General features: G+C 49.8%; 18 protein-coding genes. 9 read left to right on the plus strand and 9 right to left on the minus strand.

Annotated features, from left to right (window positions below):
• Positions 1 to 39 precede the first annotated feature (39 nt).
• Positions 40 to 1,260 carry a SidA/IucD/PvdA family monooxygenase gene (locus tag H6G45_RS14565; RefSeq protein WP_190599130.1) on the minus strand — a complete coding sequence of 407 codons (1,221 nt, stop codon included), beginning with the start codon at positions 1,258 to 1,260 and terminating at the stop codon, positions 40 to 42.
• Positions 1,261 to 1,365: 105 nt separating this feature from the next.
• Between H6G45_RS14565 and H6G45_RS14570 the strand changes: the two genes are divergently transcribed.
• Both H6G45_RS14570 and H6G45_RS14575 read left to right on the plus strand, forming a co-directional pair.
• The gene (locus H6G45_RS14570; protein WP_190599131.1) at positions 1,366 to 2,337 is read left to right on the plus strand and encodes a GTP-binding protein; all 972 of its coding nucleotides are present in this window, start codon (positions 1,366 to 1,368) and stop codon (positions 2,335 to 2,337) included.
• A gap of 30 nt (positions 2,338 to 2,367) precedes the next feature.
• Positions 2,368 to 3,417, plus strand: coding sequence for a WD40 repeat domain-containing protein (locus H6G45_RS14575; protein ID WP_190599132.1), 1,050 nt, complete (start codon positions 2,368 to 2,370; stop codon positions 3,415 to 3,417).
• 9 nt (positions 3,418 to 3,426) lie between these two features.
• Here the strand turns inward: H6G45_RS14575 and H6G45_RS14580 are convergent, their stop codons facing one another.
• The gene (locus tag H6G45_RS14580) at positions 3,427 to 3,987 is read right to left on the minus strand and encodes a hypothetical protein (protein ID WP_190599269.1); all 561 of its coding nucleotides are present in this window, start codon (positions 3,985 to 3,987) and stop codon (positions 3,427 to 3,429) included.
• A 249-nt stretch (positions 3,988 to 4,236) separates the two neighbouring features.
• Here H6G45_RS14580 and H6G45_RS14585 point away from each other — a divergent pair, with 249 nt between their 5' ends.
• Entirely contained in the window at positions 4,237 to 5,412 is a 1,176-nt protein-coding gene (locus H6G45_RS14585; RefSeq protein WP_190599133.1) for an LL-diaminopimelate aminotransferase, read from the plus strand.
• A 38-nt stretch (positions 5,413 to 5,450) separates the two neighbouring features.
• Complete coding sequence (locus H6G45_RS14590; protein ID WP_190599134.1) at positions 5,451 to 5,822, plus strand: DUF1622 domain-containing protein; 372 nt, start codon at positions 5,451 to 5,453, stop codon at positions 5,820 to 5,822.
• Positions 5,823 to 5,873: 51 nt separating this feature from the next.
• Here H6G45_RS14590 and H6G45_RS14595 read toward each other — a convergent pair whose 3' ends face one another.
• The 5 genes from H6G45_RS14595 to sir form a co-directional block, all read right to left on the minus strand.
• Complete coding sequence (locus tag H6G45_RS14595; RefSeq protein WP_228016961.1) at positions 5,874 to 6,323, minus strand: pentapeptide repeat-containing protein; 450 nt, start codon at positions 6,321 to 6,323, stop codon at positions 5,874 to 5,876.
• Between the two features lie 123 nt (positions 6,324 to 6,446).
• Positions 6,447 to 7,241, minus strand: coding sequence for a tryptophan synthase subunit alpha (trpA, locus tag H6G45_RS14600; RefSeq protein WP_190599136.1), 795 nt, complete (start codon positions 7,239 to 7,241; stop codon positions 6,447 to 6,449).
• Between the two features lie 154 nt (positions 7,242 to 7,395).
• On the minus strand, positions 7,396 to 8,571 hold the full coding sequence (gene dnaN / locus H6G45_RS14605; RefSeq protein ID WP_190599137.1) for a DNA polymerase III subunit beta: 1,176 nt from the start codon (positions 8,569 to 8,571) through the stop codon (positions 7,396 to 7,398).
• 97 nt (positions 8,572 to 8,668) lie between these two features.
• Complete coding sequence (locus H6G45_RS14610) at positions 8,669 to 9,595, minus strand: EfeU/Ftr1 family ferrous iron transporter subunit (RefSeq protein ID WP_190599138.1); 927 nt, start codon at positions 9,593 to 9,595, stop codon at positions 8,669 to 8,671.
• Positions 9,596 to 9,775: 180 nt separating this feature from the next.
• Positions 9,776 to 11,683, minus strand: coding sequence for a sulfite reductase, ferredoxin dependent (gene sir / locus H6G45_RS14615; RefSeq protein ID WP_190599139.1), 1,908 nt, complete (start codon positions 11,681 to 11,683; stop codon positions 9,776 to 9,778).
• A gap of 252 nt (positions 11,684 to 11,935) precedes the next feature.
• Between sir and H6G45_RS14620 the strand changes: the two genes are divergently transcribed.
• The 4 genes from H6G45_RS14620 to H6G45_RS14635 all read left to right on the plus strand — a co-directional run bounded on the left by H6G45_RS14620 (position 11,936) and on the right by H6G45_RS14635 (position 14,107).
• Positions 11,936 to 12,598, plus strand: coding sequence for a hypothetical protein (locus H6G45_RS14620; RefSeq protein WP_190599140.1), 663 nt, complete (start codon positions 11,936 to 11,938; stop codon positions 12,596 to 12,598).
• 88 nt (positions 12,599 to 12,686) lie between these two features.
• Positions 12,687 to 13,382, plus strand: a complete 696-nt coding sequence (locus tag H6G45_RS14625; protein WP_190599141.1) for a hypothetical protein — start codon at positions 12,687 to 12,689, stop codon at positions 13,380 to 13,382.
• 156 nt (positions 13,383 to 13,538) lie between these two features.
• The gene (locus H6G45_RS14630; RefSeq protein ID WP_228017116.1) at positions 13,539 to 13,793 is read left to right on the plus strand and encodes an AbrB/MazE/SpoVT family DNA-binding domain-containing protein; all 255 of its coding nucleotides are present in this window, start codon (positions 13,539 to 13,541) and stop codon (positions 13,791 to 13,793) included.
• Positions 13,784 to 14,107 (plus strand): type II toxin-antitoxin system PemK/MazF family toxin, encoded by a 324-nt coding sequence (locus H6G45_RS14635; RefSeq protein ID WP_347338273.1) that lies wholly within the window; start codon positions 13,784 to 13,786, stop codon positions 14,105 to 14,107. The genes H6G45_RS14630 and H6G45_RS14635 overlap by 10 nt, the downstream gene beginning before the upstream one ends.
• A 379-nt stretch (positions 14,108 to 14,486) precedes the next feature.
• Here the strand turns inward: H6G45_RS14635 and H6G45_RS14640 are convergent, their stop codons facing one another.
• Positions 14,487 to 16,064: a Na+/H+ antiporter gene (locus H6G45_RS14640; protein ID WP_190599144.1), complete on the minus strand. Its 1,578-nt coding sequence runs from the start codon at positions 16,062 to 16,064 to the stop codon at positions 14,487 to 14,489.
• A 446-nt stretch (positions 16,065 to 16,510) separates the two neighbouring features.
• Between H6G45_RS14640 and H6G45_RS14645 the strand changes: the two genes are divergently transcribed.
• Positions 16,511 to 17,458 (plus strand): LysR family transcriptional regulator, encoded by a 948-nt coding sequence (locus H6G45_RS14645; protein ID WP_190599145.1) that lies wholly within the window; start codon positions 16,511 to 16,513, stop codon positions 17,456 to 17,458.
• 119 nt (positions 17,459 to 17,577) lie between these two features.
• On the opposite strand, the gene H6G45_RS14650 is transcribed toward H6G45_RS14645, so the two are convergent.
• Positions 17,578 to 18,930: an S-layer homology domain-containing protein gene (locus H6G45_RS14650; RefSeq protein ID WP_190599146.1), complete on the minus strand. Its 1,353-nt coding sequence runs from the start codon at positions 18,928 to 18,930 to the stop codon at positions 17,578 to 17,580.
• Positions 18,931 to 18,979 lie beyond the last annotated feature (49 nt).

The raw sequence follows: 18,979 nt of genomic DNA on the forward strand, positions 1-18,979 counted from the left end.
ATCGTCTTTTTTTCAAGGACTCCCAATGGTCTTTGGTCTTCATAAACGAGCTACCAGGCGATCGCCCGCCATTCTAGCCCCGGCTAAGTTACGGGCCACAGGGCCGAGTTGGAGAGCGGCGGCTCCTCCCATGATGTGTAAGTTGCAACCAGGCCAGCGTAGGGCAGAATCCAACACTGGTAGACCATTAATTATTGACGCAGGATAGTTGGTCTGGATTTCCTTCAACAGGGGCCATTTTCTAACGTCAATAGTGCTACCTGTACAGAGCCAAATACGATTAATCCCTAAATGGGCCACACAATCATGAGCCCCAGGATAATGACAACTCACCTGCCAATGGTTTTCTCGCCATTGGGCTTGGCTAACTTCGCAATTTTCATAGAAAGTCAGTGACCCTTCTTTTTCCAGGCGACGTAGATGGGTTAATACCGCAGGGGTGAGGGAACCTCCATTGCGGGCCGTTTGAATCAATTGCCAGCGTTTATGCCAATCTGGTTCAGCGTAAAAACCTTTCAAATATTTCGGCCCTAGCCAGCCCGGCTCCGCATCAAAAAGCTTCTCGTAAAATTTCCGCCGGGCCATCATGAGTACCTTGGCACCCCGTTTAATCGCCCCGATCGCCAAATGACCGCTGGTCAGGCCACTACCGATGATAAGAATTTTTTCCCCCGCCAGATGCATGGTTCTCAGGTCTATTTTTTCCGAGTGCATAAGGGCATGGATTGGATAAGAAGACGAAATCTGATCCACCCAGGCTGGGATTTGGGGTTTCCCTCCGGCGATCGCCAACACTAGCCTACGGGTCAGTATTGATTGACCATCCGCTAACCAAAGACGAAACCGCTGGCGATTTTGGTGTTGTAGGGGCTCTATTTCCGTTATTTGGGCGGGATAAACCAGGTTCCGCAATTGCCACCGCTCGATAACTTCTTGGCAGAATTCCCAAAACAAAGTTGTACCCGGTAAATCGTAGGGAGGAAATAATTCCCGGGGACGTTGTTCAACAAAGGTGCGGAGGGCATGGGGATTGGGGTCGGGGTGATGCACCGCGGGGGATCGCAGATGGGGAATTTCCGCTGCCGCAAATTGGTATTGCCAACGCTGGAGCCAGTCGCCACTGGGATCAAACACCAAAAATCGTCCCCGCAGGGGTTTTCTTTTTTGTAATAAATGGGTCACTAGGGTCAAGGCTTGGGGGCCCGCTCCGGCGATCGCCAAATCAATAAACTTTGGCAGGATTCTAGGCTCAGGTACCATAGATGGCGAAAATGATTATCGTTATTTCTGATAACAGAACATCCTACGGGTGAATCCGGATTAAAATCAAGGTCGTTGACTATCCTCTGAATCTGAAATCTGATTATGGTTATTGCTAATGCCCTACGTTCGGTTCCAGTCACAGTGCTTACAGGCTATCTAGGGGCGGGCAAAACAACTCTCCTGAATCGCATTCTCACCCACGAGCATGGGAAAAAGGTGGCGGTGATTGTCAACGAATTTGGCGAAGTGGGCATCGATAACCAACTGATCATTGATGCCGACGAAGAAATTTTCGAGATGAATAACGGCTGTATCTGCTGTACTGTGCGGGGTGATCTGATCCGCATCATTAGCAACTTAATGAAGCGTCGGGACAAATTCGATCACCTTGTCATTGAAACCACCGGATTAGCTGACCCGGCCCCAGTGATTCAGACTTTTTTCGTGGATGACGAGGTACAAACCCAAACCAGCTTAGACGCAGTGGTAACGGTGGTGGATGTCGCCCACATTGCCCAACATTGGGAAGCGGAAGAAGCTGTAGAGCAAATTGCCTTTGCCGACGTAATCTTGCTTAACAAAACTGACCTGGTTACGGAGGTCGAGTTGCAGGCTCTAGAGGAAAAAATCCGGGCCATGAATGCGATCGCCAAAATTTATCGCACCCGTGATGCCCAGGTGGAAATGGACTCTATCCTTGGTGTGAATGCCTTTGATTTGGGTAATGCTTTAAAAATTGATCCCGAATTTCTCAACGAAACTGCCCACGAACACGATGAAACTGTTCATTCCATTGCTCTAGTGGAACCAGGGGAAATAGATGGGGATAAACTCAACCGCTGGCTGGGAATATTGCTCCGGGACCAAGGCCCCGATATTTTTCGTATGAAAGGTATTCTCAATATTGCCGGGGAAGACTGCCGCTTTGTTTTCCAGGGGGTCCACATGTTGTTTGAAGGGCGTCAGGATCGTCCTTGGCGGGACGATGAACTCCGTAAAAATGAGTTGGTCTTCATCGGCAGAAATCTGGAAGCCATGGATTTGGAGCAAAACTTTCGGCAATGTTTGAAATAAGCATCGCCCATACCTTATCCTCTCTCTTCTATGACTAAATCCCTGCTTACCTTGAGTTGGCAAATCCTTCTTGCCGATTATGTAACGGCGATCGCCTGGTCACCAAATGGAGCTTTTCTGGCGGTGGCTTCAGCAGCGGGGGAAGTGGTGCTATGGCAAGTTAAGGGAAAAAGATTACTAACTTTACGGCAACAGCAGGGGTTGTCCGTAGATGTGATCGCCTTTTCCGCCGATGGTCAATTTTTGGCAACGGGGGGCCAGGATGGCACGGTGCGCATTTGGCAGATGGTGGAGGATGGGGCAGTATTACTAACAGAACTGGAAAATAAGCGGACTTGGGTCGATTGCCTGCGGTGGCATCCCCAGCGTCCAGAACTGGCCTTTGCCCTGGGAAAATACACCCAAATATGGGATGGGGGCCTCAAGGCAGTGGTGGCAACGATTAACTTTGAAAAATCGTCGGTGTTGGATATGGCCTGGCATCCCAGCGGCAACTTTTTAGTCCTAGCCGGTAACCAGAGCCTCAAAGTTTGGAAGACAAAAGCCTGGGATGATGATCCACATCTGTGGGATATCAGTGGAGCTAGCGGGGTGATCGCCTTCTCCCTCGATGGGCAGTATTTGGCTTCCGGTAATAATGACCGAACATTGTTGGTTTGGGAATGGGAAAACCTTGACCCCTGGCAAATGCAAGGATTTCCGGGCAAGGTAAGGCATTTGGCCTGGTCTATGAAAGCTCCGGACAGCTCACCCCTGTTGGTTTCTAGCAGTGGTAAGAGCATGGTGGCCTGGGTTCAGGCAGAAAATGATAATTGGGTCGCTCAACCGTTGGATTTACACAATGGGACAATAACGGCGATCGCCTTTAAACCCCGTTCCAACCTATTGGCCTCTGCGTCGGAAGATGGTTTAGTCTGCCTGTGGAAAAAAGCTACCCATGCCGCCCAAGTTCTGGAAGGAGTAGCCGCCGGATTCTCTACCCTAGCCTGGTCACCCCAAGGGAATCATCTCGCCGCCGGGGGCTGTGGCGGGGAATTGCTTCTATGGGCAGAGAATATGACTGGCAAAGGGGATGCGTAGGCACAAGGGTTAGAAAGTTTCCTTTGCCTTTTCCACAGACTCTTCATTTTCCAGGGTTTGCAGAACCACTTGGATATCCTCTTCCGTTGCCAATTCTTGAAGATTGGCCCAGCAATGCCCTTCCACTGGGTCATTAAACCTAGCCTGGTTTTTGCTAAAAAAGGATTTATCGGCAGTGGGGCGGTTACTGGTTAACCTTTGGGAAGTGTAGGGCTGACTCCGTAGTTGTCGCAAGGCACCGATACAGGCCGGACAATCACAGCCAAATAGGGCAACGGCCGCATCACTTTCCGCATAGCTAAAATCGAAGTCGAACTCCTGGGATTGACTGGGGTTCTCCGCTGGAATGGGCACATTGGCCGCTGAAGCCATTAAAACTTCTCCGTGGGGCGATCGCCCTAGGGAAATAACCTCTTCTGGCAGGGGACAGGAAGCCAATGGAGATGGCGGATTCTGGCCGGAATAAGCCTCAAATGCCGACCCCTTGGGCAAATCAAAAATCCCCATGGTCGCTATGGACAGGGCAAAGGCCGGCACGGCTAAAAACTTGAGAGAAAAATTACTATTCATCCCACTATGGTTGTTTCACAAACTTAATCTAGGTACTCGCCAGTAACCATTTAAACAGACATTCCCCGATTATGGGGTTGCCGAGCAAGGAGGAACCGTTCGCCACACTACACCAATCCTTTTTTTTCATGGTTACCACTATTTTGCCGATTACCTAGTTTACCAATACCCTTAGGGGCAAGCTTTTGCTAATTACTTAAACTGGTGGGCTAGATTGGATCGATCCTGATAATTTCTAATCACTTGTTTATGCAATTTGCCGATCGTCTCAATTCCTTTGGTGGCAACGTTTTTGCTGATATGGATCTGGCTAAAGCCCAGGCCAGGGCCCAGGGACAAACCATCATTGATCTTTCCCTTGGTTCCTCCGATTTACCTACCCCCGCCCCCATTATTGCCACGATCGCCAAAGCCCTGGAAGACCCTGGCACCCATGGCTACCTATTGCACCAGGGAACCTTACCGTTGAGGAAGGCGATCGCCGTTTGGTATGAAAAGAGATTTGGTTTAGCCATAGATGCCGAAACGGAAGTATTGCCCCTGATTGGCTCCCAGGAAGGCACAGCCCATTTACCCTTGGCGGTGTTGAATCCAGGGGATGTGGCTTTGTTAATGGACCCCGGTTATCCTTCCCACATGGGGGGCGTGTACCTGGCGGGGGGAGAAATTTACCCGATGCCATTGAGGGCGGAAAACCAATTTTTACCGGTTTTTGCCGATATTCCCGGGGTGATTTTAAGCAAAGCCAAAATGATGGTGCTCAGCTATCCCCACAATCCCACCACGGCGATCGCCAGCTTAGAATTTTTCCACACAGCGGTGCAATTTTGTCGTGACCATGACTTAGTTTTAGTACACGATTTTCCCTACATGGATTTAGTTTTTGATGGGAGAGAATTGCCGCCATCAATTTTGCAGACCGATCCCCATAAAACCTGTACCATCGAGTTCTTCACCTTTTCCAAATCCTATAACATGGGAGGATTTCGCATCGGGTTTGCCATCGGTAATGCCCAGTTAATTTCGGCTCTGAAAAAAATTAAAGCGGTGGTGGATTTCAATCAGTATGAAGGCATTCTCCAAGGGGCGATCGCCGCCCTGGAAAGTCCGCCGGCCATTGTGCAGCAAACGGTGGCTATATTTTCCCAACGGCGGGCCACCCTGGTTGACGCTTTAGCTAAAATTGGCTGGGCTGTGCCCCTACCCACGGCCACCATGTACGTCTGGGCTCCATTACCCCCTAGTTGGTCTGGCAATTCCCTGGAATTTTGTCAAAAACTGGTGGCCAAAACCGGCGTCGCCCTTTCCCCAGGATCTGGCTTTGGTCAAGGCGGGGAGGGCTATGTGCGTTTTGCTTTAGTACAGGAACCGACCATTTTAGCCACAGCGGCCGAAAAAATTGGCCAATTTCTTAACCACAACTAGGCTGGGGGGAAACAAAATAAAATTACTGTTCCAGACTTATGGAAGTTTTAGATCATTACCTGGGTAACCTGGTCGGCATTACCAAGTTTTTCCTGGAAAGTTTTTCCGTACTCTGTATTATCCTTGGCTTAATTAAAACTTTGCACATGGTTTGGGCTGCCGATCGCCGTACCATGGGCACCCCGAAATTCTTTAATAGTGTTCGTCTGCAATTCGGTTTGTGGTTAGCCTTGGCACTGGAATTTCAACTGGGGGCAGACATTCTTTCCACCACCATCGCCCCCACCCTAGAAAGCCTGAGCAAGCTGGGGCTGATTGCTGTGATCAGAACCTTCTTGAACTATTTCCTCGGCAAGGAGCTGGAATCGGAGATCAGGATGGAAATGGAGCAACAGGAACGGAGTCATTAATATTTGCCCCATGGCGATCGCCATTCTCTGACTAAACTTTAGTAAAGGTAATTAGTCGTCGCCGCCACCAATACCAATGCCAGTGTTATAAATTTCGGCATTTTGGATATTCATGCCATCAACGGTGGCACCGGTCACGTCCACATCGTAGAGTTTGGCAAAGGCAAAATCAGCCTTGGTCAAATTAGCTTGGTTGAGGGTGGCATTGGTGACCATGGCTCCCCGCAGGTCAGCATTCTGTAGGTTAGCGCCGGTTAGATCGGCCCCTTCCAAATTGGCTTCGTTGAGGTTAGTACCCGCCAGGTTAGCGTTGCGTAAATCGGCCCCGATCAGATGGGCACCGGCTAGGTCCGCCCCGGACAGATCGCAGTTCATACAAGCATTGGTTGCCAACAGTTGCTGTACGTGATCAGCATTCTCGGCGATCGCCGTGCCTCCCCACATCAGGGGACTAGCAAAAATCAGACCAAGGGCAATGAATGGGCTTTTAATCGTTTTCATCATCTTTCTCCTCTCGCTCAGTTAACCTCACGATAAAGGGAAACTGCCCAGGCTGTCTTCACCCAAACGGGCTAATTTCCCTGGGGGATGGGGATTTCCGCCCTTGATCCGGAAGAATTGCCTCTAACTAATAGCAGCCTTGAGCTGGCGACAAAAATCCTCTAGGGATTGCAATCCTTCTGCTGGGGTTTGTTCTGCTAAGCGTTTGACCATGGCACTGCCCACAATTACTGCGTCTGCGCCCCAAGCTTTCACCTGCCGAGCCTGTTCCGGTTGGGAAATGCCAAAGCCGACTCCAATGGGCTTATCGGTTACTTGGCGCATCCCTGCCAACAATGTTTCCACCCTTGATCCTACTGCCGTTCTCACCCCCGTTACCCCCGTCACACTGACTAGGTAAACAAAGCCCTGGGACTTTTTGGCGATCGCCGTCTGTCTTGCTGGGGAACTGGTGGGGGCCACCAATAAAATTAACTCCAAGCCCCGCTCAGCGGTGGCCTCCAACAGGCGATCGGACTCCTCTAAGGGCAAATCCGGTACCACTAAGCCCTTTACGCCAGCGGCCTTAATCTTATCGAGAAAAACCTCGATGCCCTGGTAAAAAATGGGATTGTAGTAGGTGAATAAAATAATTGGCGCCTTAATCTCCCCGTGAACCTGCCGGACAATGTCAAGGACGTCATCCAACTTGACCCCTTTTTGTAAAGCCCTGGTGGCCGCCGCTTGGATAACAGGGCCATCGGCCAGAGGGTCGGAATAGGGCACCCCCAACTCAATTAAATCTGCCCCCGCCCGGTCTAAAACTCGCAACGCCTCGGCTGTGGTGGCTAAATCTGGGTCCCCCGCTGTGAGGAAAGGAATCAAAGCACATTCCCCCCTTTGACGGAGAGCAGTAAAACAAGCGGCAACAGCGTTCATGGGCAGGCGACCAAAAAGACAAAAAAATAAGCAAGCATCAGGGAATGGGACAGTTTCCCCAGACAAACCGGCAGAAAGGATGGCCATCAGCGGTTTGAGCCTCACATATTTTGCCATAGTCCCATGGCCAATCCCTAAAGGATTTTGCCCAACCCTAGCCCACTAGCCGCACCGGCATAACCAGATAGGTCATTTTCAGCCCCCCCAGGGGAGTAAAAATCACTGGCTGATTACCTTCATTGAGTTGCATTTGAATATCATTGCTAGGCAATGCCTTCAGACCGTCCATTAAATATTTGATATTGAAAGCAATTTGCCCACCTTCGCCAATAATTTCTGCTCCCATGGATTCTTCCCCATGGCCCAAGTCCTGGGCTTCCACCGCCAACTGGAGTTGGTTACCGGGGCTTTGGAGGGTGAAAGTGACCAAGTTATTTTTCTGATCCGCCAGCACAGAAACCCTTTCCAAGGAGGTAATTAACCGTTTTCGCTCCATGGTGACAGTGCGGCTAAACTGCCGGGGAATAAGCTGGTCATAGGCGGGATAGGCCCCTTCCAATTTGCGGCTGGTTAACCGTTGATCCCCCAACTCGAAAATTACCTGGGTATCGTTCACCACCAGGGAAACTAAATCACTATTGCCCTGGCTGGCCACCATTCTTTCTAATTCCCGTAGGGCCCGGGCCGGGATGGTGACAGCAAAATCCGCCAAGTCACTGCCAGTAACTACGGCTTCCCCTTCATCATTTTCAATTTGGGTAGGGGCTTCCACCACGGCAAGCCGGTGACCATCGGTGGCAGCAAATTCCAAACTGTCGCTACTACCTTTGATATGCACCCCGGTCAGCACCTGTTTAGTCTCATCGGTACTGGCGGCGAACAAGGCTCCCCGTAGCCCTTCATTGAGGGTTGCCACCGGTAACATTAATGGTTTGACTCCTTCCACGGTGGGTAGGGCAGGAAAATCGTCCGCATCTAGACCCCGAATTTGGAATCGCCCTGATTCTGAGGTGATAGTGGTTAAATAACTATCCCCAGCCCCTTCATCGGGATCGATCGCCAGGCTGATATCTCCGTCCGGCAGGCGGGAAACAATGTCATTGAGTAATTTAGCGGGCAAGGTGATGCGGCCACTCTGTTGCACGTCGGCGGTGAAACTAGTCTGGATACCGAGGCTGAGGTCAAAGGCCGTTAGGCGTAGATAATTTTTATCTGCATCGGCTTCGAGGAGCACATTGCCCAACACAGGATGGGTAGGCCGGGAAGAAACAGCCCGACTGACCAGGGATAGACCACTGCTGAGATCGCTTTGACGACAGATGAGTTTCATATACGCACGGGAAAAGGGGGGAAAGAAACCCTACCATTTTACGGATGTTAGGAAAAGGCTGGTTCAGGGAGAGATTTGCTTAAGGCAAGACCCAGCCCTAGGATTTTTGCGCCATAGCTTTAGGAGAATCACCTTTGTCGGTTAAACCCCGGAAATAAAGACTACCAATAACGCTCAAAAAGATGCCGTAGGCGATCGCCTGGAGGAGGTAAAGATGGTCCCGGTAGCCCGCCAGGGTTTTGAGCACAATGCCGGGAAACTGATTATCCGGTAACCAGGGGGCTAAATTCCATAATTGGGGCCCCAGCAGGCAGGAGTCGCCGGGGACAAAACAGAGATAGTCCAGGCCAAGATTGGTCAAACCCATCATGTTGACGGCCAAGTCAAGATTTTTCAGCACCCCAATCACTAACCCCCCCACAATAATCAGCAATAAAGTGCCCATTACCTGGAAGAAAAGCTTCAGGTTTAGTTTGACCCCAACGCGGAAAATTAAGAGGGCCATGGCCACCGCCGTAGCAATGCCGGCCAACGCCGCTCCGATCGCCGCCGGATTAGCCATATTTTGTTGGGCCGCAAGGAATAGGACCATTTCAAAGCCTTCCCGTACCACCGCAACGAACACCACCACGGCAATGGCCCTGCCTCCCCCTTCCTCGGCCAAGGCCTGGTCAATTTGTCCTTGGATTTCCCCCCGCAGGGAACGGGCCTGTTTAGTCATCCAGAGCAACATCCAACTCAGCATGCCCACGGCGATCGCCCCCAAAAGAGCCGCCAAAAGAGCTTTGAGGATGGGAGTGTAGGGCCTCGGCAGACGGTCTACCCCTTGTAGTACGCCCGCCAGTAGGCAACCTACCAACACACTGGCCACTACCCCAGCACTAATGCCCCGGTAAACCCAGCCTTTCAGGTGTAATTGCTGGGCCTGGGCCAAACAAGCCAACACAATGCCCACCACCAAGGACGCTTCCAACGCTTCCCGCAGGGTGATAACGAAAATGGGTAAACCGGCGGCAAAATCCATCTTGATTAACGGGTTAGGGGGACTGGGGGACAGCTAGTTTCAGTTTGGTTAAGTTGGTCGGCAAAATCCTAATTTTTCCCCTCCATAGCCCCAGGAGGGAAGACTCCGATCCCATTGGCCCCCAACTGGGGAGCTGGGATAGTTTAGCCAACGGCATCTTAGGGGAATGATAGTCGGGCCCTATGTGCCGAGGTAGGCGGTGAGGGCTTCCTGGACAATTTGATTCATGGGGCAGTTATCCCGCTCGGACCGGGCCTTGAGCTGGGCATACATTTCATCGGACAGGCTAACCCGCCGTTGATTTTTGCGGTTTTTGTTGCCCTTGGTCGGCACAGTGTAACTCTGGCTAAATTCCCGTAGGGCAGGGAAACCAACCCGATGGCAAAAGTCCCCAAAACTCTCCTTAGCTTTGCGACTCTGTTTGAAGAAGACAAATAGAGGCTCAAAAAAGCTTTCTAGCTGTTCCAGGGGCATTTTTTCTGTGTAGGCAGCGGCCAAATGTTCCTGATGGGGACTCCCCCCCAGCCACACTTGGTAACTGTTGGGGGCACTGCCGACAAAGCCAATTTCCGCCATGTAGGGCCGGGCACAGCCGTTGGGGCAGCCGGTCATCCTGGTGACAATGCTCTCGTTGGGTAAATCTAGACTGTTTAACAGGTCCCGCAGGCGGGCATTGACGCTGGGCATAATCCTTTCCGACTCGGTGACTGCTAGGCCACAGGTGGGCAAGGCCGGGCAAGCCATGGAGTAACGCACCAGGGTATCGATCGCCTCTGGGTCGGTAACTACACCGTGCTGTTGGAAAATTTGCTCGATCGCCGTTTTATCCTGGGGATTAATTTCGTAGAGCAGAATGTTGTGGTTAGCGGTGAGGCGCAGGGGCAGTTGGAACTCATCCACCACTTTCCTTAGGGCGGTTTTCAGTTGGAAGTCCCCTTCATCTTTAATGCGGCCATTTTCCACCGAGAGACCGAAAAAGAGTTTGCCATCCCCCTGTTCATGCCAACCGAGGTAATCTTGGTAACGCCAGGCCGGGAGGGGCTTAAAGGATTGCAGGGGTTTACCCATGTAGGTTTCCACCTGTTTACGGAATTTTTCCACCCCCCAGTCCGCCAGCAGATATTTCATCCGGGCATGGCGGCGGTTATGGCGATCGCCGTAATCCCGTTGGGTGGCCACAATGGCCTTCACTAGGTCGTAAACGTCATCTTTGCCCACATAACCGATGGGGTCAGCGGCCCGGGCAAAGGTTTCCTCCTTATTGTGGGTGCGGCCCAAACCACCACCGGCTAGCACATTGAAGCCCCGTAGCTCCCCATGGCGATCGGTGATTACCACCAAACTAATATCGTGGGTGTAAACGTCAATGGAGTTGTCCCCCGGCACCGTGACGCTAATTTTAAATTTGCGGGGCATGAACTGTTGCCCGTAGATCGGTTCCTTGGGGTCATCCAGGTTGGTACCGTGGAGATTTTTTTGCCGAGCCGCCTTCACCTCCGGCGCTTCTTCCCCACTAATAACTTTTTCTCCGTCGAGCCAAATTTCGTAATAGGCACCGCTCTGGGGACTGAGCAAATCCGCCACCTTATTGGCATAGTCCCAGGCATAGCCATATTCGGGTTTATCCCGGAACGGAGCCGCCGGAGCCATCACGTTACGGTTAATGTCCCCACAGGCCCCCAGGGTGGAGCCCAAATTATTCACCACGGTGGCGATCGCCATTTTCAGGTCTTGTTTGACAATGCCGTGGATTTGTAAACCTTGCCTGGTGGTCACCCGGAGAGTCTGGTTGCCATGGGTTTTGGACAGATCATCCAGGGCGGTGTAGAGTTGGGCCGGAATTAATCCCCCCGGATTACGGGTGCGGAGCATAAACTGATAATCCTTTTCCTGGCCCTTAACCCGATTATCCCGATTGTCCTGCTGGTAGGAACCGTGGAATTTCAAAATTTGGACAGCATCATCCGTAAAATAATTCGCATTATTCAACAGTTCGGTGGCCAGGGGTTCCCGTAAATAATTGCTTCTTTCCTTGATGCCTTCAACCTTGGATGGTTTACGGGGGGCGGCGGTGGGGGTGGTTACCATTAACTCTCTCTATGTAATCGACGGGAAAATCGTCCGTGGTTAATCCACAGAAAACCCTATTTTAACTTTAATAGTGGGCGAGAGATATCATTCCCTTGGTCAAGCGGCGATCGCCAAATAGTTTTCTCTCCCCAAATTTGAGAACAGCAAAACCGATTAAGTTTCAGCCAAATAGCTTAATATTGACCCCAATCAACGGCCTTTCTCCCCCTTGGACCCCAAGTTACTGCCCCTCGCCCTCCTCTCCACCAAATGTTAAAAATTCTGCAAAAACTGCTCATCGGTGCTCTCACATTTTTCCCCACCATAGCCCTGGCCGGGGTGCCCAACGGCACTTGGTTATCCCAGCCCCAAATCCGTTTCTACGCCAATCGAAACGCCCTAGATCAGGTAATGAGGGATATTCAAAGCCAGGGTTACCGCCTCGTCTTCCTGGATTTTCGGGGGGTAGCGGACAATGTACAGGAACAAGTTAGTCAACAAGCCCGCAACCATAACCTTATTCCCATTGCCTGGATCCAATCCCCCCAACACCGCCGCCTCACCATTGAGCAAATTATTAACGAAGCCCGCCACACCGATGGATTACAGGTGGATGACCATTTTTTTGCTAACTATTCCGCCAGGGATTTTGAGTATTTAGCCAACCAGTATCGCAAGTTTATTTTTTGCTCCATCCAACCATTCCAAAAGAATCTTGTGCCCCGCTATGGTTGTAACCAAATTGATGTGCAATGTTATACTTCCCCCACATTTAAGCAATGTCTTAATTTGGCCAACCAACTTAATGCTGTGGTCAGTCTTTACGAAAAAGATACCTTCAAATACCGGACCCAAATAGGAGGCAAGAACTTTAATGTTTTCCTTTGGCCTTACATCAACCAACGAATTTCCGACACGGGCAACTTTCGCTAACCCAACCTGCGCCATACTAATGCGATCTGAGGCTGGGGTATGGTGGAAGCGTTCCCATGGGGGTTGTAATTGTTAGAGGCTCTTAACCATGAATATCCGGGATATTGGTGCTTTTTTGGTCGCCACTGTGATGTTAGGACAAGGGGGGTCAGTGGGGGCGGAGGTCCATTGGATTGTTAGGCCTTTGGTTGATTCAGCCAATAACACCGTTAGTTGCCTGGGCCTGTACCAAAACTATTCCCATCAGTTAACCAAAGACCAACTGATTTTATTTATTCCTGGGGAATTTGAGCAAATTGAACTAGAGCTTAGTTACGGTGACGCAAAGCCAACCCTATCTTTGGCCGTGGGGGAAAAATCCACTTTTGGGGTGGCCATCAACGGGGAAATTTTTGCGAAATTACTCCAAGCAGAGCAGTTAACCATTAAAGGGCATCAAGCGAGTCCCACCACCAGGGAATCTGGTGCCGAGTTAATCATCGAGAGTCTCAATTTAGCGGGCATGGCGGAAGCAGTGGCTGTATTGCAAGGGGAAACCTGTGCCACGGGGGAAATTTATCAGTTTCCTGCTCCTTACTTTTTGCGCTACGAAGACCCCATTGCACCAGACCTGGTGCCCCAGCCCATGAATGTACCTAACTGGGATAAACCCCCCAGCGGTCCCCGCAATAACAATATCCAATTTCCCCGGCCTTCCCGCCAAGGTCTACCCGATACCACCGGTGGTGGTGGTACTAGGGCGATCGACGATAACAACAATGACAATCCTGACAGTCCTTTTTGAGGTTCTGGAGTCTATTGCCAACGCTTTAATTTACGCTCATTTCATTGGTTGGGTGAACACCTCGGCTAGCCTGGGTTTGTTCCATTGACATTGCCATTTAACGTACCTACAATGTGAATACGGCTAAATTCCACTCACTTTTTAGGGATGTTCACTATGGTTAGGACTCGCATTGTCAAAGTGGGAAATTCCCAAGGTATTCGTATCCCCAAGCCATTACTCGAACAAAGTGGTATTAAGACAGACGTGGTTATTGAAGTAAAAGAGAATACTTTGATTATTCGCAATGCCCAATCCTCTAGGGAAAATTGGGAGAGTGCGTTTCGAGAAATGGCAAAACAAGGAGATGATTATCTCTTGGATACTCCAACGGCGACAAAATGGGAGCAAGCTGAATGGGAATGGTCGTAAACCGCTTTGAGGTGTTTTTAGTTAATCTTGATCCAACGGTGGGCAGTGAAATTCAAAAAACTAGTCCCTGTGTGGTGATTTCTCCCAATGAAATGAATCGTTATATTGCTACGGTGATTGTAGCCCCAATGACGACCAAAGGTAGACCTTATCCTACTCGGATTAGTTGTGAGTTTGATGGCAAGGCGGGACAAATTATTTTGGATCAAGTTCGTACAGTGAATAAAGCCCGTTTAGTTAAAAAGTTGGGTTTACTGGATGCAGATACTCAAAGCAAGTTGTTAGCTGTTTTAGCAGAAATGTTTGCCGAATAACCAGTATTTAAAATTCATTCAAAGAGTTACTTAAGGCGGGGGAAATTTGATTTTTGCAAAAGTTCAAACTCCGGCTAGTACGTTTTCCCTTGGTCGTTTTGTCGGTCAATTCTTGTCCTTGAGGGTCACTGGCTAGAAAATCTGCCACATCATCAAGGATTGGGTAAAATCCGGAGGGATAGAAACCAATAAGAAAGCTAGACCGGACACAGAGGGCTTTCTCTGAATCATTAACCCGGCTTCCTCTTTCCAACAGAGTTTGAGCTTTCGACGCTACCTTCGGCAAATACGCGACGGTACTTGGTCGGAAAATCACCAAAGGGATATGTGCATGGTGAAGAAATAGTGATTTCTCCGTACATTGGTTAATCACCTAGGATTATTCGACCACATTTTCCCCCTCCAGGGTGACCAATAACGGCATAATATTTTCCTCCAAGCGACCCATGCGAATCAGATCGGCATAGGTTTCCGCTTCGATGTCCAACACCGTCTGGTCAAACTTTTTGTTGGCCACTTCCTGCAATAGGGGATATTCCTGTAAGAGCAGTTTGAGTTTGTCGGTGACGCTTTGCAACTGGCCTTGGACTAATTCCTGCTTATAACGCAACCGCTCTGGATCAATGTCAGGAAATTCATCGGATTTTTGTATTTCCGCCAACACCCGCCGTAGGGCAATTTGTCGGGATACTAGCTCCGCATACTCCAACCGTTGGGGTTGATCGCCAATTAAATCCAAGCCTTTGAGCACAAATTGGGTAGTTAGTCCTTGCACCAATAGGGTGAACAGCACCACACCAAACACAATGTCGATGATGGCCTGTCTCTCGGCGATCGCCTGGGGCACACTCAGGGCCACGGCAATGGCCACAGACCCCCGTAATCCTCCCCACCACAGTACGGTTTGCTCCTGGAGGGTAATGTGGGTACTGCTAATTTGATCACTCACCTTGTTGCTAATAAGGCTCAGACCAAAAACGCTCACTAAGCGAGTCACCACCACTGCGGCAATGGCAATCAAAATCAGATTGAGGTGATCCGAAAGACTGCTTAGGCCAATTTGATCACCGATGAGCAGGAAGATAATGGAATTCACAAAGAAAGCAACAAATTCCCAAAAAATGCTGACAATCAACCTGGTGCGGGGATTCATGCCAATGCGGGAGCCGTAGTTGCCCAACACCATGCCCACCACCACCACACCAATTACCCCCGAGCCCCCGAGGTTTTCCGCCAGAATATAGGCCCCATAGGCCGACACTAGAGTAAGGGATTGCTCCACAAAGGGCAGGTCAAATCGTTGGGTCAACAGGGATAAACTAAAACCAATCAGCAGGCCACAGCCCACCCCAATGCCGATCACTGTGACAAATCGAGCTAGGGTAGTGGACAAATCAAAGGTGCTAGTGCCCAGGGGAATGCCCACCAAAATAAGGAAGACCACCACCGCCACGCCGTCGTTAAACAGGCTCTCCCCCTCCATTAGGGTATTTAATTTTTTGCTAGCTCCCAACTCTTTAAACAGGGCAATTACCGATACCGGATCCGTGGCTGAAAGGGCCGCCGCTGCCAAAAAGGCGATCGCCAACTCCATGCCCCCCCAGTAGGAAAGGGGAAAGGCAATGCCCACCACACAGATGACCACCCCCAAGGTGGCAAAGAGAATAATGGGAAACCAATTTTCTTTGAGATTGCGCCACTGCAAATTCCACGCCGCTTCAAACAAGAGGGGCGGCAGAAAAATTTCCATGATCAATTCCGGCGACAGATTAATCAGTTTCACATCCACAAAGGCTAGGGCCATGCCCACAATTACCAACAGCAGGGTGTAAGGAATTCTCCGCAGAATTGGCACCGTCTTGGACAGGGTCGCAATGCTTAGGGAAACCGAGAGCACAATTAGAAATTGCTCTAGGTTATAGGAAATCGAGAGGGATTCGTTGACCGCTGTATCCACGGTTTAGGCTCCTTTCTGGCTGAAATCTCCCCCATTATGGGGCCACTCCGGTCTGGGGGCAAAGTAAACCCTAGAGTTTGGGCCAATCCATGGCCGCCTCAGCAGATTTTTTCTGGGGCAAAAGTCCATTGATCCGGGGAATAACCAAAAAATAAACCCAGATGACCGTCCATTAATTCCAATTCACCAGACTAAGCTTGTCAAAATCATTGGTTTTATTCTATCATCAGTTATCTGATAACAATCTCAGGTCTATGCAAGTGAAGATCATGGCCATTAGTTTATCCCAGTTATTGACTCCAGTGCGGCCTAGGCCAAAGCTCGGCCAGGACTGGCAACCAAAAAATTACTGAAATTTAGCTTCAGTTCCAGTCTGGGTTTAAAAAAATTTTAATCCGCCTCCTCAAATTGTCCCTCCCCATCTAATCACCATCTTCATCAAGGACATGCAAGCAACCTTACACCAACTAAAAGTTTTTGAAGCCACCGCTAGACATGGCAGTTTCACCAGGGCAGCAGAGGAACTTTACATTACCCAGCCCACCGTTTCTAGCCAAATTAAACAGTTATCTAAAACCGTAGGGCTTCCCCTGTTTGAGCAGATTGGCAAACGACTCTACCTGACGGAAGCGGGACAGGAACTGCTGGTCACTTGTCAAGATATTTTTCGTCGCCTAGATAACTTTGCCATGAAGGTGGCAGACATCAAGGGTACAAAACAGGGGCGTTTACGCTTGGCGGTAATTACCACGGCGAAATATTTTATTCCCCGTTTACTGGGGGAATTTATCCAAAAATACCCGGGCATTGAAGTTTCCCTCAAGGTGACTAACCATGAGCAGATTCGTCACCGGATGCAAAATAATGAAGATGATTTGTACATTGTTAGTGAGCCGCCGGAAGAAATTGACCTTAATTACCAGCCTTTTTTAGATAATCCTTTGGTGGTCATTGCCCGTCGGGACCATCCCCTAGCGGGAAAAAGCAATATCCCCATTACGGCTTTAAATGATGAAGCGTTCATTATGCGGGAAAAGGGTTCTGGTACTCGTTTAGCAGTGCAAAATCTGTTCCACCGTCACTATGTTGATGTGCGGGTGCGGCTGGAATTGGGCAGTAATGAAGCGATTAAACAGGCGATCGCCGGGGGCATGGGCATTTCTGTGTTATCCCAACATACCCTGGTGTCCGAGGGAGCCCGCAGTGAGCTGGCCATTTTGGACATTGATGAATTCCCCATCAAACGCCGTTGGTACGTGGCTAACCTAGCGGGCAAACAACTGTCGGTCATTACCCAAACCTTTTTGGACTATCTCACGGCCGTTACCAAAAATATGCCGCCCCCATTTGCAGAGCAGTTAACGGCATCAAAATCCGTGGTGGAAATTTCCTAGTCCCTAGTCCATGGCTGGTTAGGAACAGTAGGTCAAGGCCAACTCAGTTGATTTGAGTACGGCCTTGGCATTGGCAATGGTGATTTTGCCTCGTTTCGCTTCTTCGTGCTAGCTGAAAGTTATTCCTGACGCAGAAGTAGTTCACTACTTTGGGATTGATTGCCCTGGGTGGCGGTCATTCTTACCCGATAAACGGTACCCGAATCTCGATTGAATTGGGGAAGATAAACAATAAATCGCCCTGTTTGATCAGCCCGCACAGTGGATTGAAAAATAGTTTGGGAAAAATTTAACACTCCGATCACATTGCGGAAAGTTTCCAAGTTGACTTCCACATTGGCATCGGGGAGGGTTTGACCCATTAAATTATCCGGTAAACGAATCACATCGTTATCGTTAAAGTTAGTGATTTCTGGCCGCAGAACGTAACCGACATTGCCGGGATCGTAGGGATAGCTTGGATTATCGATATTAATGGCGATCGCCTGATTGAATTGTCGACTAACGGAGTTTTGTCCGGAACGACTCAGGAAGACCAGCGGTCTGGCGTTAATTTGTCGGTCATTACGACCAATGCGGTAACTAGTTTCGTAAATGCCAGACTGTACCTCATTCATAGTGACAGAACGATTCTGATTCAGCCCCTCCAATTCAAAACTGGCATTGGCCCCTGGGCTACCATAGACCCGGATTAGCAAGTCGTCCCCTTCCCGTAAAGGCTGGCGGGGATTGCTATTGGTTTCAATCCGTTCGATTACCAAACTGCTTAGGGGGGTGGGCGTAGGGCTTGGCGTTGGGGCACTGGGGTTATTAAGGCCGATATTAATGGGAGCAAAATTACCGTCCCCTAGCTTGACTAAAGTTTGATAAACCAATCCGGCCACTTCCCCCCTGGTGGCTAAACTGTTAGGTTCAATCTGGCGAGAATCAGGAAAGTTAACAATAATGCCCGCATTGGCCGCCCTCGCCACACTATCCAGAGCCCATTCTGGCACTGCTTGGCGATCGCCATAGACATTTAAGCCATCAGGGTTAGCATTGGTATTATTTCCCAAAGCTTTGGCCAAAATCACTAAAGCTTGGGCCCTAGTAATCCTTTCTTCAGGGCGAAAACTACCGTCGGGAAATCCCGTTACTAAACCGGAACTACTCACTGCTAAAATTGCCGGCGCCGCCCAATAGTTACTGGGCACATCCCGAAAATTACGGGTGCTATTGCCAGGGGATAAATTAAAAGCTTTAACGGCGATCGCCGCAAATTGAGCCCTCGTAATTTGGGCATTGGGTTGAAAGGATCCATCGGGAAAACCACCAATAATGCCCCGTTCTGCCAGGGTTGTAACATATTGTCCTCCCCAATAACCCTGTAAATCTCCAAAACTGGAGGACTGGGCCAAAACCCTCGGAATAATTGGAATAAATGCCAAAGCAATTAAACCAGAGCTAAGCAAGGTACGATTTAAAAAAATCATAATTACCTCGTAAAATAATTCAATATTTAAGAAAAATTGATTTTGAACT

It is taken from the genome of Synechocystis sp. FACHB-383, assembly GCF_014698605.1.
Lineage (GTDB): Bacteria > Cyanobacteriota > Cyanobacteriia > Cyanobacteriales > Microcystaceae > Synechocystis > Synechocystis salina.

Coding starts and splice junctions, on each gene's coding strand:
- H6G45_RS14575 (WP_190599132.1), top strand. CDS start 2,368: ATGACTAAATCCCTGCTTACCTTGAGTTGGCAAATCCTTCTTGCCGAT.
- sir (WP_190599139.1), bottom strand. CDS start 11,683: ATGGTAACCACCCCCACCGCCGCCCCCCGTAAACCATCCAAGGTTGAA.
- H6G45_RS14635 (WP_347338273.1), top strand. CDS start 13,784: ATGGTCGTAAACCGCTTTGAGGTGTTTTTAGTTAATCTTGATCCAACG.
- trpA (WP_190599136.1), bottom strand. CDS start 7,241: ATGAACGCTGTTGCCGCTTGTTTTACTGCTCTCCGTCAAAGGGGGGAA.
- H6G45_RS14585 (WP_190599133.1), top strand. CDS start 4,237: ATGCAATTTGCCGATCGTCTCAATTCCTTTGGTGGCAACGTTTTTGCT.
- dnaN (WP_190599137.1), bottom strand. CDS start 8,571: ATGAAACTCATCTGTCGTCAAAGCGATCTCAGCAGTGGTCTATCCCTG.
- H6G45_RS14630 (WP_228017116.1), top strand. CDS start 13,539: ATGGTTAGGACTCGCATTGTCAAAGTGGGAAATTCCCAAGGTATTCGT.
- H6G45_RS14570 (WP_190599131.1), top strand. CDS start 1,366: ATGGTTATTGCTAATGCCCTACGTTCGGTTCCAGTCACAGTGCTTACA.
- H6G45_RS14565 (WP_190599130.1), bottom strand. CDS start 1,260: ATGGTACCTGAGCCTAGAATCCTGCCAAAGTTTATTGATTTGGCGATC.
- H6G45_RS14595 (WP_228016961.1), bottom strand. CDS start 6,323: ATGAAAACGATTAAAAGCCCATTCATTGCCCTTGGTCTGATTTTTGCT.
- H6G45_RS14625 (WP_190599141.1), top strand. CDS start 12,687: ATGAATATCCGGGATATTGGTGCTTTTTTGGTCGCCACTGTGATGTTA.
- H6G45_RS14610 (WP_190599138.1), bottom strand. CDS start 9,595: ATGGATTTTGCCGCCGGTTTACCCATTTTCGTTATCACCCTGCGGGAA.
- H6G45_RS14650 (WP_190599146.1), bottom strand. CDS start 18,930: ATGATTTTTTTAAATCGTACCTTGCTTAGCTCTGGTTTAATTGCTTTG.
- H6G45_RS14620 (WP_190599140.1), top strand. CDS start 11,936: ATGTTAAAAATTCTGCAAAAACTGCTCATCGGTGCTCTCACATTTTTC.
- H6G45_RS14590 (WP_190599134.1), top strand. CDS start 5,451: ATGGAAGTTTTAGATCATTACCTGGGTAACCTGGTCGGCATTACCAAG.
- H6G45_RS14580 (WP_190599269.1), bottom strand. CDS start 3,987: ATGAATAGTAATTTTTCTCTCAAGTTTTTAGCCGTGCCGGCCTTTGCC.
- H6G45_RS14645 (WP_190599145.1), top strand. CDS start 16,511: ATGCAAGCAACCTTACACCAACTAAAAGTTTTTGAAGCCACCGCTAGA.